A 15,630-nucleotide genomic window follows, 5' to 3' on the forward strand; every position below is an offset into this window, starting at 1 on the left:
GTTTATTTTATGGTATAATAGGGTAAATTACACGCAGTGGATTGCTGCAAATTCAAACATGGGAGGAAAAGCGCATGAAAATTATTATGTTGGGGGCACCTGGTGCCGGAAAAGGTACACAGGCAAAACAGATCGCTGCAAAATATGAGATTCCTCATATTTCAACCGGCGATATCTTCCGCGCAAATATCAAAGAGGGAACCGAGCTTGGAAAGAAAGCGAAAGCATTCATGGACAAGGGAGAACTCGTTCCAGACGAGCTGACCTGCGATCTTGTTGTAGACCGTATTTCCAAACCGGACGCAGCAAAGGGCTACGTGCTGGATGGCTTCCCAAGAACGATTCCGCAGGCAGAGGCACTGACCAAAGCCCTGGAAGCACGCGGAGAGAAAATTGACTACGCAATCAATGTAGAAGTACCGGATGAAAATATCGTTCACCGTATGGGCGGACGCCGTGCCTGCATCGGATGCGGAGCAACCTATCATGTAGAATTTAACGCACCAAAGGTAGAAGATGTATGCGATACCTGCGGCGGCGAGCTGGTTCTCCGTGATGACGATAAACCTGAGACCGTACAGAAGAGACTGTCTGTATACCATGCTCAGACACAGCCTCTGATTGACTACTATAAGAAAGCCAATGTTCTGGTGGAAGTTGACGGAACCCAGGATATCAACGTGGTATTTCAGGATATAGTAAAGATTTTAGGAGCGTAAAGGATGTCCATATCAATTAAAACTGCCCGGGAAATTGAAAAAATGCGCCGTGCCGGTGAACTGCTGGAGAAGGTACACGATGAATTAGGCCGCGCCATCCATCCGGGAATGTCAACCTGGGAAATCAACAAGCTCGGAGAAGAGATGATCCGCAGCTTCGGATGCACTCCCAACTTTTTAAACTATAATGGGTATCCGGCTTCGATCTGCGTTTCTGTGAACGAAGAAGTGGTTCACGGAATCCCAAGTAAAAAACGGATTCTGAAAGAGGGCGACATTGTCAGCCTGGATGCGGGACTTATCTATGAAGGATACCATTCCGACGCAGCCCGCACACACGCGGTCGGTGAGATCTCGCCGGAGGCAAGAAAACTGGTGGAAGTAACACGCCAGGCCTTTTTTGAAGGAATCAAATACGCAAAAGCAGGCCATCATCTTCATGAGATTTCGGCGGCGATCGGTGCATACGCAGAGAGCTTCGGCTACGGCGTTGTCCGCGACCTGGTAGGCCACGGCATCGGAACGCACCTGCACGAAGATCCGGCAGTGCCGAACTTCGCACAGCCAAGCCGCGGCGTCCGTCTGCAGCCTGGCATGACGCTCGCCATCGAGCCGATGATCACAGCCGGAGGCTATGCAGTCAGATGGCTGGATGATGACTGGACCGTTGTGACAGAAGACGGCTCTCTTGCCGCACATTATGAGAACACGATTCTGATTACGGAGGGAGAACCGGAAATTCTGACACTTTCGCATACGGAGGAGGATTTATGAAACCGATTGTGAAAGGAATGTTTGCCAGAAGCCTGGCCGGCCACGATAAAGGAAAGCTGTATGTGATTTCGGATGTACAGGAGCCATACGTATTCCTGGTGGACGGAAAAATCCGTACCGCCAACCGGCCGAAAAAGAAGAAGCTGATTCACGTACAGCCGGATTACGAAATGACGGATGCGGTTCGTGATGAAGATATCCGTAAGGCATTAAAAGAAAAAAGTTGCAAAGAGTTGAAGGAGGATTAATCAATGTCTAAGGCAGATGTAATTGAAGTAGAGGGAACTGTCCTCGAGAAATTACCAAACGCAATGTTTAAAGTAGAACTGGAAAATAAACACGTTGTACTGGCTCATATCAGCGGAAAGCTGCGTATGAACTTTATCCGTATTCTTCCGGGAGACAAAGTAACCATCGAGCTGTCCCCATACGATCTGGACAAGGGACGTATTATCTGGAGAGATAAATAAGAAATACGATAAAAAAAGCCATCCGGCATGCCGGATGGCTTTTTCTCTGTATGTGTTTCTCTGTATTCATCCCCAATAACAGTAACCGTTCTACAGAACAAAGATTTCGATCACCGGCCTTCAGATTTCTGACAGCCACAAAGCAAGCACCAGTCTGCAAACCCTGCAGCATCCGCGGCGGCGGGCATCTGAATTTCTTTTCAGTCCCTTTTGAAACCTTCCAGATGTATTATGCAATATTTTAATAGAAAAAGCAATGAAAAAAGTATAAAATTTTATGAAAACTTTTTGTAAAAACCAGGAGAATTTGTGCACTTTTGAAACAAAATTTTTAAACCGTCAGAAAAAAAAGAAAAAGTGAAAAGACAGGAGAAAAGAGCGGCCGGAAAACCGTGAAAATGACAGATGAGGGCTCGAAAGCGACAGAAGAATATATGTTTGTGAATTCTGTGTGAAGTTGAAATATTTGGTTGAATTCTCAAAATAATGTGATACAATGCAATAGAGAAACTTTACGGAGAAATTTTACCGGGAAGGATCTCCTGTGCGGTGCGGTAAAATCCATGTACCGGCAGAAATCAGGGAAACATTTTATGAAACAGCAGGCTGCAGTCTGAAAAAAATTCGGATCTGCAGCAATGGCATCGCTGCTCCTTACAGATAACAGGAAAGGAAAATGTGCAATGACAAAAAGGGGAAAGAAAAAAGGCCTTGTTGCAGCATTGAGCGTAGTTGCAGTGATTGTTTTACTTGCCGCTGCATATGGAATCTTCTGTCTGATCATCGAGGATGACAAAATCTGGGCAGATGCTTCTATTAACGGAGTAAACATTCAGGGAATGAGCAAAAAAGAAGCTGCGCAGACAGTAGAACAGAAGTTTGAAGAAGATTATAAAGATACAGCTGTTACCGTTGAGCTGGATGGTCAGCAGTATACGATGAACGTATTTCCAATGCTGGGGATGGATGCTTCCGCAGAAATTGAAAAAGCATATGAAAAAGGCCATGGAAATCTTCTGGTTCGCGGTCTGGAGTGGGTCGAGATGAAATGGGGAAAGGCAGAGAAGCTTTCCTATGATGTGCAGCCGACTGCGACCCATCCAGATGAGGTGGAAGGAATTGTACAGGCATCCGGCATTCAGGATTACAACTCCATGCAGGATACTACATATGAAGTAACAGATACCGGCCTGATCGTGCATAAAGGCATTTCCGGAACCAGACCGGATGTGGATGCCTTAAAACAGCAGATCCAGACGAATGTGACAGCAATGAATTTCCAGGATGTAATTTCCTGCCCGACGGCAGAAAATCAGCTGACAGAACCGGATTTTGCCGGAATTGCAAGCCAGATTTATACCGATCCCGTCAATGCGACGCTGGATCCGGATAACGGATATTCCGTTGTGGCATCGAAAAACGGAACCTCAATGAATGCGGACAATGCGAAAGCCGAGTATGAGAGTGCAGAAGAAAATACGGATATCACGATTCCGTTTACATTTACCGAGCCGGAGATTACAACCGAGAAGATGAACGCAAACCTGTTTAAAGACACGCTTGGAAGTTACAGCTCCAGCGCAGCGGGTGGAACGAGCGGAAGAATTCACAACGTCGGACTTACGGCATCTATATGCAACGGACAGATTGTTCTGCCGGGAGAAACCTTCTCTTTTAATGGTGTCGTAGGTGATACAACGGCGGAAAAAGGATATCAGGAGGCAGCAGGCTATCAGGATGGCAAAGTCGTCCAGGTACTTGGAGGAGGCGAATGCCAGGTGTCCTCCACACTGTTTTCCGCTATTTTGTACACAGACCTTGATGTGGTGGAAAGAGCCAACCATTCGATGCCGGTACATTATGTGCCGTCTGGAATGGATGCAACCGTATTCTGGGATTCACCGGATTTCAAATTTGAAAATAATCATAAGTACCCGGTGAAAATTGTGATGAATATGGACAGCAGTGACACACTGACCGTAAAAATTCTCGGAACAAAAGAAAACGACTATACCATTGAGCCAAGGGTAAAGCAGATCGATGAAATGAGTAATGTAACGTATCGTGATTACAAAGATGCAAGCGGAAATGTAGTAAAATCAGAATCCGTATGCGCAAGCAAATACAAACCGCTGAACTCAGGATCATGATGCAAAAAAAGATGTTACCTGTAAAAACAGACGGGACAGAGAAAAAAAATCTGTCCTGCCTGTTTTTTTTTCTTACCGGTGGGAGAAATGAAAAAATGCACAGAAAAGGAGCAAAAAAAAGTGAAAAAATATGTAAAAAATTCCTTGCATTTCCGGGGACAAAATGCTATACTATAAAACGAACTTTTGCGCGTGGACTTTTTTCTAACCCACAAAAAGAAAGCGCATCCCAAAAGTTTACAACAGAAAATTCCCCTACACGGGGCGCTAGGAGCAAAGAAAGGAGGATTCATCATGAAGGTTAGATCTTCTGTAAAACCGATCTGCGAGAAATGCAAAGTTATCAAAAGAAAAGGTAGCATCAGAATCATTTGTGAGAATCCAAAGCACAAACAGCGCCAGGGCTAATCCGTCATTAGGCTTGATCGTAATTGTGCAGATTTTAAGTGCGGCTGCAGCAAAGATGCGCGTGAGTGCGTTGTTTTGCTGTTAATATTATAAAGTGAGACACCTGGCAGACAAAGCAGCCAGGACACCTCCGGCGGATGGACGCGCGGAGCGCAGACATCCCTTATAATATTGCTTAATACTCCCATCTGTCAGGTGGCAGAAGGAGAAAGGTCGTGCGAACACGGCTGGATACACGCATACCTGTATCCCAATTAGGAAAATATTAATGTTTTAGAAAAATGGAGGACAAAGTACATGGCTCGTATAGCTGGTGTAGACTTACCAAGAGACAAACGTGTTGAGATTGGTCTGACCTATATCTACGGAATCGGTAGAACAAGTGCAGATCGTATCTTAAAAGAGGCTGGAGTAAATCCAGATACACGCTGCAGAGATTTGACAGACGATGAAGTAAAGAGACTCAGCGCAGTTATCGATGAGACTCAGGTTGTAGAGGGAGATCTTCGTAGAGAAATCGCTATGAACATCAAACGTCTGCAGGAGATCGGATGCTACAGAGGTATCCGTCATCGTAAAGGCCTTCCGGTTCGTGGTCAGAAAACAAAGACCAACGCAAGAACCCGCAAAGGTCCTAAGAGAACTGTTGCAAATAAGAAGAAATAATTTAACCAGTAGTCCAATATAAGATTAAGAAAGTGTAGGTTAGTTTTAAAATGGCAAAAGTGACAAAGAAAACGACAAAACGTCGTGTCAGAAAAAACGTTGAACACGGACAGGCACATATCCAGTCTTCCTTCAATAATACAATCGTAACACTGACTGATGCAGAAGGAAACGCTCTTTCATGGGCAAGTGCCGGCGGTCTGGGATTTAGAGGTTCAAGAAAATCTACTCCATACGCAGCTCAGATGGCTGCAGAAACTGCTACCAAAGCAGCGCTGGTTCATGGCTTAAAGACTGTTGACGTTATGGTAAAAGGACCAGGATCAGGTCGTGAAGCTGCAATCCGTGCCCTTCAGGCATGCGGTCTTGAAGTTACAAGCATCCGCGACGTAACACCGGTTCCGCACAACGGATGCCGCCCACCAAAACGTAGAAGAGTCTGATTAGGAGGTTAAGAACATGGCAGTAAATAGAGTACCAGTCCTGAAAAGATGCAGATCCCTCGGAATGGATCCTGTATATCTTGGAATTGATAAGAAGTCCACAAGACAGCTGAAAAGAGCAAACAGAAAAATGTCTGAGTATGGTCTTCAGTTAAGAGAAAAACAGAAAGCAAAATTCATCTACGGCGTTCTGGAGAAACCTTTTGTTAACTATTACAAAAAGGCTGACAGAATGGAAGGACAGACTGGTGAGAACCTGATGATCCTTCTTGAGCTCCGTCTGGACAACGTTCTGTTCCGTATGGGAATGGCTAGAACCAGAAAAGAAGCACGTCAGATCGTTGACCACAAACACGTTCTGGTTAACGGCAAACAGGTAAATATCCCGTCTTACCTTGTAAGCGCTGGTGATACCATCGAAATCAAAGAGGGTAAAAAATCCTCTCAGAGATATAAAGACATCGTAGAGGTTACAGGCGGCCGTCTGACTCCAGAATGGATCGAGGCTGATCTTGAGGCACTCAAAGGTGTTGTAAAAGAGCGTCCTACCCGCGAAATGATCGATGTTCCGGTTGACGAAGTGCAGATCGTCGAGCTGTATTCTAAATAAAGAATCGCCATACGCGGAAGGCTTTATTCCCATGAGTAATGAGCCAACCAATTTAAAAGGAGGGGCTTTCGAGTGTTTGATTTTAACAAACCGAAAATTGAAATTACTGAGATTTCTGATGACAAGAAGTACGGCAGATTTGTGGTTGAACCTCTGGAAAGAGGCTACGGTATCACATTAGGTAATTCTCTTCGCAGAATTATGCTTTCTTCCCTCCCTGGAGCAGCAGTAAGCCAGGTTAAAATCGAGGGCGTTCTTCATGAATTCAGCTCCATCCCTGGAGTAAAAGAAGACGTTACAGAAATCATCATGAACCTGAAGAGCCTTGCAATCCGCAATAACAGCGTAACCAACGAAGCAAAAGTTGCTTATATTGAGTTCGAGGGCGAGGGAGTTGTAAGAGCATCCGATATTCAGGTAGATCAGGATATTGAGATCATGAATCCGGATCAGGTAATCGCAACCCTGAACGGCGGCCCGGACAGCAAGCTGTACATGGAGCTGACGATCACAAAAGGCCGCGGTTATATCAGTGCTGACAAAGGCAAGAGCGATGACATGCCGATCGGCGTTCTCGCTGTGGATGCTATCTATACACCGGTTGAGCGTGTAAACCTCAAAGTGGAGAACACCCGTGTAGGTCAGATTACCGATTACGATAAACTGACACTGGATGTTTACACCAGAGGAACACTGGATCCGGACGAGGCAGTCAGCCTGGCAGCTAAGGTTTTAAGCGAGCATCTGAAACTCTTCATCGATCTGTCTGAGAATGCGAAGACAGCAGAAGTTATGATCGAGAAAGAGGACAATGAGAAAGAGAAAGTTCTGGAGATGAACATCGACGAGCTTGAGCTTTCCGTGCGTTCCTATAACTGCTTGAAACGTGCCGGTATCAATACCGTAGAAGAGCTGTGCAACAAAACTTCCGAAGACATGATGAAGGTTCGTAACCTGGGCCGCAAGTCTCTGGAAGAGGTACTTGCAAAGCTGAAAGAACTGGGACTGTCACTGAGTCCTGGGGACGGAGAATAAATCACAGCGATTTATCTTTCCGTTTGATTTGTAGACGAAAACCCCCTGTCAGTAAGTCCGAGGCAGCATGACTTGCGGGTTCCACAAATGGAGGAAAATTTAAAATGGCAAAATATAGAAAACTTGGCAGAACATCTGACCAGAGAAAAGCATTATTAAGAAACCAGGTAACCAACCTTCTGTATCACGGAAAAATCGTTACCACTGAGACCAAAGCGAAAGAGATCCGCAAGATCGCTGAAAGCATGATCGCACTGGCTGTAAAAGAGAAAGATAACTTTGAGACTGTTACCGTTACTGCTAAAGTAGCTCGCAAAGATGCTGATGGCAAACGTGTGAAAGAAGTAAAAGACGGCAAAAAAGTTACCGTATACGATGAAGTTCAGAAAGAGATCAAAAAAGATCTTCCGTCCAGACTTCACGCTAGACGTCAGATGGCAAGCTTCTTCTATCCTGTAACAGAGGTTCCGACCGAAGCAGCAGGACGCAAGAAAAACACCAAGTCCATCGATATGCCACAGAAAATGTTCGATGAGATCGCTCCGAAATATGCAGACCGTAACGGCGGATATACCCGTATCATCAAGATCGGACCGCGTAAAGGTGATGCAGCTATGGAAGTTGTAATCGAGCTGGTTTAATCTGTAAATAGTTTTGAAATTCGCAGGGGCTGCCTCTTAGTAGGTGGCTCCTGTTTTGTTGTATATCATATTTTATATGACACAATTGCGAAATTGTGGCAATGTACGGGGTTGCATCTGCTTTGCGAATAAGGTACAATACAGAATACAGAACAGCTAAAATGGGATACAAAGGAGAGCATTTGCATGGAGAGCAAGAAAAAAATGTTGTTTATTTTTAATCCGTTTTCCGGAAAAGCACAGATTAAAAGTAAACTGTTTGAAATTATCGATGTTTTTGTAAAAGGCGGATATGAAGTCATTGTCCACCCGACGCAGGCAGTCGGAGATGGTTTCGAAAAGACAAAGGAGCTTGCGCCGCAGGTGGATCTCGTTGTCTGCAGCGGGGGCGACGGAACACTGGATGAAGTTGTCAGCGGTCTGATGGAAGTGGATCAGCGCGTTCCGATCGGTTATATTCCGGCCGGAAGCACCAATGACTTTGCAAACAGTCTTTCTATTTCGAAAGATATGGTACAGGCGGCAAAGGATATCATCGAGGGAAACCTGTATTCCTGTGATGTGGGAGCGTTCAACAACGACAGCTTTGTCTACATCGCTGCATTCGGCCTTTTCACGGATGTTTCCTATGAGACAGATCAGCACATGAAAAACATTCTCGGCCATCTGGCATACCTGCTGGAGGGATCCAAACGGATCTGGAATGTGCCGACGTACTGGATTAAAGTCGAGGCAAACGGGGAAACCTTTGAGGGAGAGTATATCTACGGTATGGTGACGAATGCCAAGTCCGTCGGCGGCTTCAAAAACCTGCCGGGACAGGATGTACGCCTGGATGACGGACTCTTCGAGGTAACCCTGATCAAACGCCCGAAAAACCCGCTGGAACTGAATGAGATCATTGCGTCCCTGCTGATGCAGGAGGATCACACAGACCTCATCGATTCGTTCAAGACCGACCGCATCATCATCGAGTCCAACCAGGAGATTTCCTGGACTCTGGACGGCGAATACGGCGGAGATCACGGCTATGTCTGCATCGAAGCGCGCAAACATGCCATGGAACTGGTTCTGAACAATAAGTAGGCACGGCTTTTTGATAAGTTTTTCACAAAAAAGTGCAAAAAAATGGATTTCGCTACGAAAATCATTTGGCATTTGCAGAAAGATGTTGTATAATAAAACCAGTTATGAAAGTAACAAGTATGCCGTAAGCCTGAAAACGGTACACGGCACAATTACAGACACAGGAGGTCATTTGAGCTATGTTAGTATCAGCAAAAGAAATGTTGGACAAAGCAAAAGCTGGCCACTATGCAGTTGGTCAGTTTAACATCAACAACCTGGAGTGGACAAAATCCATCCTTCTTACCGCACAGGAGATGAATTCTCCGGTTATCCTTGGTGTATCTGAGGGTGCAGGAAAATACATGACAGGTTTCAAAACTGTAGCTGCTATGGTAAAAGCTATGATCGAAGAACTGAACATCACTGTTCCGGTTGCTCTGCATCTGGACCACGGAACCTACGAAGGATGTTACAAATGCATCGAAGCAGGTTTCTCATCCATCATGTTTGACGGATCTCATTATCCGATCGAAGAGAACGTTGCAAAAACAAAAGAACTGGTAGCTGTTTGCAAAGAGAAAGGAATGTCTCTGGAAGCAGAAGTTGGTTCTATCGGTGGAGAAGAAGATGGTGTTGTAGGTATGGGCGAATGCGCTGATCCGAACGAGTGCAAGATGATTGCAGACCTCGGTGTAGATATGCTTGCAGCAGGTATCGGCAATATCCACGGTGTATACCCGGCTAACTGGCAGGGACTGAGCTTTGAGACTCTGGCAGCTGTACAGGAGCTGACAGGAACTATGCCGCTCGTTCTTCACGGTGGTACAGGTATCCCGGATGACATGATCAAGAAAGCCATTGACCTTGGCGTTTCCAAAATCAATGTAAATACAGAGTGCCAGCTTGCATTCGCAGCAGCTACACGTAAATACATCGAAGAGGGAAAAGATCAGCAGGGTAAAGGATTCGATCCTCGTAAACTGCTTGCTCCTGGCGCAGAAGCTATCAAAGCTACTGTAAGAGAAAAAATCGAACTGTTCGGTTCTGCAAACAAAGCCTGAGTTTAAGCACGAAAATGCTGTGCAGGATTCCTGGGGGACTTCCTCCTCAGGGTCCGCACAGTATTTTTTTTCGCGAGCAACGAGTCAAAGTCTGTGCTTGCACGAGACCTTGACGACTGCCGCGAAAGCTTTCATCGAATCCGCTAATTTTTTCGCCTGAATTAGGAAAGTTTTGTAAAATAATACGAAAAAGGGACTGAGTTCAAAAAAGCACTTGCGTTTTTTAAGTTTTTGAGTTATTTTAGTATCAGTTGGAAATCAAATCCATATGCGAATGTAAAACAAGGGCGTTCTACAAAAACTTAGCTTTCCTTAGCTGCTTTTTGAGAACCCCTTTTTCTTGTATCAGGACCTTTTTAGAGTCCGGCGGGAAGGTCGCATCGCAAAATTCACAAATGGAAAGGAAGAAAGAAAATGGGAGAATATGTAAATCCAGCCAAAATTTTTGGCGAAAATGTATTCAATGACACTGTAATGCAGGAACGTCTTCCAAAAAATGTTTACAAGAAGCTGAAAAAGATCATCGAAGAAGGCGGTGAGCTGGATCTTGCTACTGCAGATACGATTGCACATGAGATGAAAGAATGGGCAATTGAAAAAGGAGCAACACACTATACACACTGGTTCCAGCCACTGACCGGTGCAACTGCAGAAAAGCACGATTCTTTTATCACAGCACCGATGCCGAACGGCAAAGTACTGATGAGCTTCTCCGGTAAAGAGCTGATCAAAGGCGAGCCGGATGCATCTTCTTTCCCGTCCGGTGGACTGCGTGCTACCTTTGAGGCAAGAGGATATACAGCATGGGACTGCACCTCACCGGCTTTCGTTCGTCAGGACGCAGCAGGCGCAACCCTCTGCATTCCGACTGCATTCTGCTCCTACACAGGAGAGGCGCTTGACCAGAAAACACCGCTTCTTCGTTCCATGGAAGCTCTGAATGTACAGTCCCTGCGTCTGTTAAAACTGTTCGGAAACACCACTTCCAAGAAAGTAACTCCTTCCGTAGGACCGGAGCAGGAATACTTCCTGGTAGATGCAGAGAAATTCCTGCAGAGAAAAGACCTGATCTACACCGGACGTACCCTGTTTGGCGCAATGCCTCCAAAAGGACAGGAGATGGACGATCACTATTTCGGAACCATCCGTCAGAGAATTGCTTCCTTTATGAAGGATGTCAACATTGAGCTGTGGAAGATGGGTGTTACAGCAAAGACACAGCACAATGAGGTTGCACCGGCACAGCACGAGCTGGCTTCCATTTATTCCGAGGCAAACGTAGCAGTTGACAACAACCAGCTCGTTATGCAGACTTTAAAGAGAGTTGCATGCCAGCACGGACTGAAATGCCTGCTGCATGAGAAACCGTTCGCAGGTGTCAACGGTTCCGGTAAACACGACAACTGGTCCATCACCACAGATGACGGCATCAACCTTCTTGAGCCGGGCAAAACACCGCACGAGAACATTCAGTTCCTGCTCGTATTAAGCTGCGTTCTGAAAGCCGTTGATGTTCACGCAGATCTGCTTCGTGAGTCCGCAGCCGATCCGGGAAACGATCACAGACTGGGAGCTAACGAGGCGCCGCCAGCTATTATTTCTGTATTCCTTGGAGAGCAGCTGGAGGATGTTGTAGAGCAGCTCATCAGCACCGGAAATGCAACAAAGAGCAAAAAAGAGGGCGTTCTGGAGACTGGTGTTAAGACACTTCCGGATCTCAAGAAAGACGCTACCGACCGTAACAGAACCTCACCGTTCGCCTTCACCGGAAACAAATTCGAGTTCCGTATGGTTGGTTCCCGTGATTCCGTTGCAGCTCCGAACATCGTACTGAACACCATCGTTGCAGAAGCATTCCGCGATGCATGCGATGTACTAGAAGGCGCTGAAAACTTCGAGGACGCTGTCCATGATCTGATCAAGAAGAACTTAAGTGAGCATCAGAGAATCATCTTCAATGGCGACGGATATGCAGATGAGTGGTTAGCTGAGGCAGAGAGAAGAGGACTTCCGAACATCAAATCCATGGTGTATGCAATCCCGGCACTGACCACTGACACCGCAATCAAACTGTTCGGCGATTTCAAAGTATTCACCGAGGCAGAGCTGGTATCCCGTGCAGAAGTTAAATTCGAGAACTATGCAAAGACCATCAACATCGAAGCAAAGACCATGATCGACATGGCAAGCAAACAGATCATCCCGGCAGTCATCAAATATGCGACTTCCCTGGCTGGATCTATCAACACCATCACCGCAGCAGGTGTTACAGCAGTTGGTGTACAGAAAAATCTGCTGAACGAGACAAGTGCACTGCTTGAGAAAACCCAGAAAGCACTCGACGAGCTGATCGCAATCGAGAATGCAGGATGCGAGATGGAAGACGGCGAAGCAAAAGCAAAATACTACTACGAGAAAGTTGCTCCGGCTATGGAGGCACTCCGTGCACCGGTTGACAAACTGGAGATGATCGTAGACAAAGAGATGTGGCCGATGCCGTCCTACGGCGATCTGATGTTTGAGGTTTAATCCGCAGACGGTCTGATAAATTGTAAAAATTCTGTGAAAACAGGGCAGAAAAAGAGGCTGTTTTTGACAACAGCCTCTTTTTTTAGTATAATGAAGATTAGCTGTTGCCAGAAGAAAAAGGCGGACAGCGCTGCCGGAAGAAACGGCAGGAAAACATGGAGGAAACGCTTCTGGATTTCGAAGGAAAACAGAAGTATACAGAACAATGAATGCAGAACTGGAAATTTTAGGTGTGAAGCTGAAACATTACCGCGTCGATGCGGCGATGGAGATTGCAGAGGAATACCTCTCAAACGATAAGCTGAACACCATCGGGATTGTTACGATGCAGATGCTGATGCAGGCGAGCAAGGAACCGACGTGGAAACAGTATATCGAAGATCTGGATCTGACGGTCATCGGGGAAACCGAGGTGCTGGAGGCAGCAGGAATTGACCCGGAGACGCCGTCCTATGAGGAAGTGGAGACGAACGAGTTCATCGCACGCTTTTTCTGGGGACTGATTCAGAAGAAAAGCCGGATTTTCGTACTGGGCGACACTGGGGAAGAACTGCAGACACTGCAGAAATATCTGACAGAAACGTATCCCGGCATTGAGATCGGAGGCGGTGCTGTCGTCGAGACGCTGGAGGAATCCGCGTTTGACAGCCTGGTCAACGAGATCAACAGCCAGACGACGGACGTGATTGTGAGCGGCCTTGCAGGAACGCGGCAGGATCGTTTCGTTCTGGAAAACAGCAGCAAAATCAGCGCAAAAATCTGGCTGAGCCTTGGCGAGCATTCGACGCTGCAGAACGAGGCCGGTATAAAAACGAGCTGGTGGGGAACTCTGCTAAAGAAGAATACGTTCAAGTGGATGGTAACAAAATATAACAGCGAAAAGGACGGTTGAAGTTCATGAACTGGATACGGAACAAACAGCAGTGGAGAGATTATCTGCTGATTACGCTGGGAACCGCGGTCATGGCGGTTGCGACCAGCTCGATTTACGACCCGGCGGGGCTTGTTACCGGAGGATTTTCCGGTCTTGCAATCGTCATCAAACAACTGAGCCAGATGCTGTTCGGAAAAGGAGTTCCGCTCTGGGTGACGAACCTTGTGCTGAACATTCCGCTCTTTCTGTTCGGAATCCGTATGAGCCGCGATTTTCTGGTGAAAACCATCTTCGGAACCCTGATGAATACGTTCTGGATTGCCGTTCTCCCGGTGCTGCAGCTGGTGCCGGATGACAGGATGCTTTCCGCACTGTTCGGCGGCGTTCTGATGGGAGCAGGCATCGGCCTCGTCTTCATCGGAAACGGTACGACGGGCGGAACGGATATGATGGCGGCTCTGATCCAGAGAAAGCTGCGCCACTATTCCGTTGCACAGGTTATGCAGGTGCTTGATGGAATCATCGTCATCGCCGGTATTTTTGTCTTCGGTATCCACGCTTCGCTCTATGCGATCGTGGCAATCTACGTGACGACGAAAATGACGGATGCCCTGATGGAAGGTATGAATTATGCGAAATCCGCGTTTATCATTACCGCGCATCCGGAGCAGGTAGCCGATGAGCTCATGAAAGAACTCGACCGCGGCGCGTCCGGCATCCACATCAAGGGAATGTACACGGGCGAAGAGCGTATGATGGTATTCTGTGTTGTGGGCAAAAAACAGATCCCGCAGCTCAAACAGATCGTAGGAACGATCGATCCGGACGCGTTTGTCGTTGTGTCGGATGCAAGAGAGGTCTTAGGAGAGGGCTTCCAGACGGATTTTTCCTGACCTTTTTACGTAATTTGTGGTATAAATGTTGTGTTTTCTCTTCCTTTTTTGTCTATTTTGTATTAAAATAAGTATATCTGTGAGGTACTTTGCATCAGGCGCAGAACCATAGGGGTGTGGATATGCCTGGCAATGAAAGCGGGTGCAGCCGGAGACAAACTATAGGATGAAAGAGGGAAGAAAATATGATTTCAAATCAGATTTTACAGAGTACCATTGAGGGAATCAAAAATATTTCGCGTGTCGAACTCTGCGTGACTGATGTAGAAGGAAAGGTTCTGGTAACGACGTTTCCGGAGGTTGAGATCAGCCAGAATGATATTGTAACGTTTGCGCAGTCTCAGGCAGATTCCCAGACCATGAAAAACTATCAGTTTTTTAAAGTATACGATGAACACCAGCTGGAGTACATTCTGGTTGTAAAAGGCGGAAACGATGACATTCACCTGATCGGGAAAATGGTTACCTTCCAGATTCAGGGCCTCCTTACCGCCTACAAGGAGCGCTTCGATAAAGACAACTTTATCAAGAATCTGCTGCTCGACAACCTGCTGCTGGTCGACATCTACAACAGGGCGAAGAAATTACATATTGAAGTGGAAGCACGCCGCCTTGTATTTATTCTTGAGACAAATCCGGATAAAAACAGCGGGGCGCTCGAGAGCGTCAAGAGTCTGCTCGGTACCAAATCCGGTGACTTTATAACTGCAGTTGATGAGAAAAACATCATCATCGTAAAAGAACTTGCTCCAGGTGAGGATTATGCCCAGATGAACAAAGTGGCAGCCACCATTCTGGAAGCAGCAGGAAGAGATGAGGAGGGGAAAACCCACGTTGCTTACGGTACCATTGTCAAGGAGATCAAAGAAGTATCGCGTTCCTATAAAGAAGCCAGAATGGCGATGGACGTCGGAAAAATTTTCTCCGCTGAGAATGATATCTATGCATACAGCTCACTGGGCATTGGCCGTCTGATTTACCAGCTTCCGATCCCACTGTGCAAAATGTTCATCAAAGAAATTTTCGGCAACAAATCGCCGGATGACTTTGATGAGGAGACACTGACAACGATCAATAAATTCTTTGAAAATTCTCTGAATGTCTCGGAAACCTCGAGACAGCTTTATATACACCGAAATACCCTTGTCTATCGGCTGGATAAGCTGCAGAAGAGCACGGGACTCGATCTTAGAGTTTTTGAAGATGCGATCACATTCAAGATTGCGCTTATGGTTGTGCAGTACATGAAATACATGGAAACGCTCGATTATTAAGCGAGAACCCTTGAA

General features: G+C 46.4%; 18 protein-coding genes. All 18 read left to right on the plus strand.

From position 1 onward, the window contains the following. Window positions 1-74 precede the first annotated feature (74 nt). The 18 genes from DWX32_RS11235 to DWX32_RS11320 all read left to right on the plus strand — a co-directional run bounded on the left by DWX32_RS11235 (window position 75) and on the right by DWX32_RS11320 (window position 15,615). Window positions 75-719, plus strand: a complete 645-nt coding sequence (locus DWX32_RS11235; RefSeq protein ID WP_022461645.1) for an adenylate kinase — start codon at window positions 75-77, stop codon at window positions 717-719. Between the two features lie 3 nt (window positions 720-722). Continuing rightward, window positions 723-1,493, plus strand: a complete 771-nt coding sequence (map, locus tag DWX32_RS11240) for a type I methionyl aminopeptidase (protein WP_022461644.1) — start codon at window positions 723-725, stop codon at window positions 1,491-1,493. Then, window positions 1,490-1,741, plus strand: a complete 252-nt coding sequence (locus DWX32_RS11245; protein WP_022461643.1) for a KOW domain-containing RNA-binding protein — start codon at window positions 1,490-1,492, stop codon at window positions 1,739-1,741. Before map ends, DWX32_RS11245 begins: the two co-directional genes overlap by 4 nt. Window positions 1,742-1,744: 3 nt before the next feature. Continuing rightward, entirely contained in the window at window positions 1,745-1,963 is a 219-nt protein-coding gene (gene infA / locus DWX32_RS11250; protein ID WP_022461642.1) for a translation initiation factor IF-1, read from the plus strand. A 683-nt stretch (window positions 1,964-2,646) separates the two neighbouring features. Beyond that, on the plus strand, window positions 2,647-4,113 hold the full coding sequence (locus tag DWX32_RS11255; protein ID WP_158555030.1) for a VanW family protein: 1,467 nt from the start codon (window positions 2,647-2,649) through the stop codon (window positions 4,111-4,113). Window positions 4,114-4,124: 11 nt separating this feature from the next. Beyond that, the gene (locus DWX32_RS19880; protein ID WP_147398488.1) at window positions 4,125-4,418 is read left to right on the plus strand and encodes a hypothetical protein; all 294 of its coding nucleotides are present in this window, start codon (window positions 4,125-4,127) and stop codon (window positions 4,416-4,418) included. Next, on the plus strand, window positions 4,408-4,521 hold the full coding sequence (rpmJ, locus tag DWX32_RS11265; protein ID WP_003022746.1) for a 50S ribosomal protein L36: 114 nt from the start codon (window positions 4,408-4,410) through the stop codon (window positions 4,519-4,521). The genes DWX32_RS19880 and rpmJ overlap by 11 nt, the downstream gene beginning before the upstream one ends. Before the next feature lie 297 nt (window positions 4,522-4,818). After that, a complete protein-coding gene (gene rpsM, locus DWX32_RS11270) occupies window positions 4,819-5,187 on the plus strand; it encodes a 30S ribosomal protein S13 (protein WP_117510474.1) in 369 nt (122 codons plus the stop codon). 50 nt (window positions 5,188-5,237) lie between these two features. After that, complete coding sequence (gene rpsK / locus DWX32_RS11275) at window positions 5,238-5,630, plus strand: 30S ribosomal protein S11 (protein ID WP_022461574.1); 393 nt, start codon at window positions 5,238-5,240, stop codon at window positions 5,628-5,630. Window positions 5,631-5,646: 16 nt separating this feature from the next. Beyond that, window positions 5,647-6,240, plus strand: a complete 594-nt coding sequence (gene rpsD, locus DWX32_RS11280) for a 30S ribosomal protein S4 (RefSeq protein ID WP_022461575.1) — start codon at window positions 5,647-5,649, stop codon at window positions 6,238-6,240. A 72-nt stretch (window positions 6,241-6,312) separates the two neighbouring features. Further along, on the plus strand, window positions 6,313-7,275 hold the full coding sequence (locus DWX32_RS11285) for a DNA-directed RNA polymerase subunit alpha (RefSeq protein ID WP_117510475.1): 963 nt from the start codon (window positions 6,313-6,315) through the stop codon (window positions 7,273-7,275). A 104-nt stretch (window positions 7,276-7,379) separates the two neighbouring features. After that, a complete protein-coding gene (locus tag DWX32_RS11290) occupies window positions 7,380-7,916 on the plus strand; it encodes a bL17 family ribosomal protein (protein WP_022461577.1) in 537 nt (178 codons plus the stop codon). Window positions 7,917-8,102: 186 nt separating this feature from the next. After that, the gene (locus DWX32_RS11295; RefSeq protein WP_022461578.1) at window positions 8,103-9,002 is read left to right on the plus strand and encodes a diacylglycerol/lipid kinase family protein; all 900 of its coding nucleotides are present in this window, start codon (window positions 8,103-8,105) and stop codon (window positions 9,000-9,002) included. 179 nt (window positions 9,003-9,181) lie between these two features. Then, entirely contained in the window at window positions 9,182-10,045 is an 864-nt protein-coding gene (gene fba, locus DWX32_RS11300; protein ID WP_022461579.1) for a class II fructose-1,6-bisphosphate aldolase, read from the plus strand. Window positions 10,046-10,459: 414 nt separating this feature from the next. Further along, window positions 10,460-12,574 carry a glutamine synthetase III family protein gene (locus DWX32_RS11305; protein ID WP_117510476.1) on the plus strand — a complete coding sequence of 705 codons (2,115 nt, stop codon included), beginning with the start codon at window positions 10,460-10,462 and terminating at the stop codon, window positions 12,572-12,574. Window positions 12,575-12,779: 205 nt separating this feature from the next. Further along, window positions 12,780-13,466 (plus strand): WecB/TagA/CpsF family glycosyltransferase, encoded by a 687-nt coding sequence (locus DWX32_RS11310; RefSeq protein WP_117510477.1) that lies wholly within the window; start codon window positions 12,780-12,782, stop codon window positions 13,464-13,466. A gap of 5 nt (window positions 13,467-13,471) precedes the next feature. Further along, window positions 13,472-14,341, plus strand: a complete 870-nt coding sequence (locus tag DWX32_RS11315) for a YitT family protein (protein ID WP_117510478.1) — start codon at window positions 13,472-13,474, stop codon at window positions 14,339-14,341. Between the two features lie 185 nt (window positions 14,342-14,526). Beyond that, window positions 14,527-15,615 (plus strand): PucR family transcriptional regulator, encoded by a 1,089-nt coding sequence (locus tag DWX32_RS11320; RefSeq protein ID WP_117510479.1) that lies wholly within the window; start codon window positions 14,527-14,529, stop codon window positions 15,613-15,615. Window positions 15,616-15,630 lie beyond the last annotated feature (15 nt).

The organism is Blautia sp. AF19-13LB, assembly GCF_003479105.1.
GTDB classification, from domain to species: Bacteria; Bacillota; Clostridia; order Lachnospirales; family Lachnospiraceae; genus Fusicatenibacter; species Fusicatenibacter saccharivorans.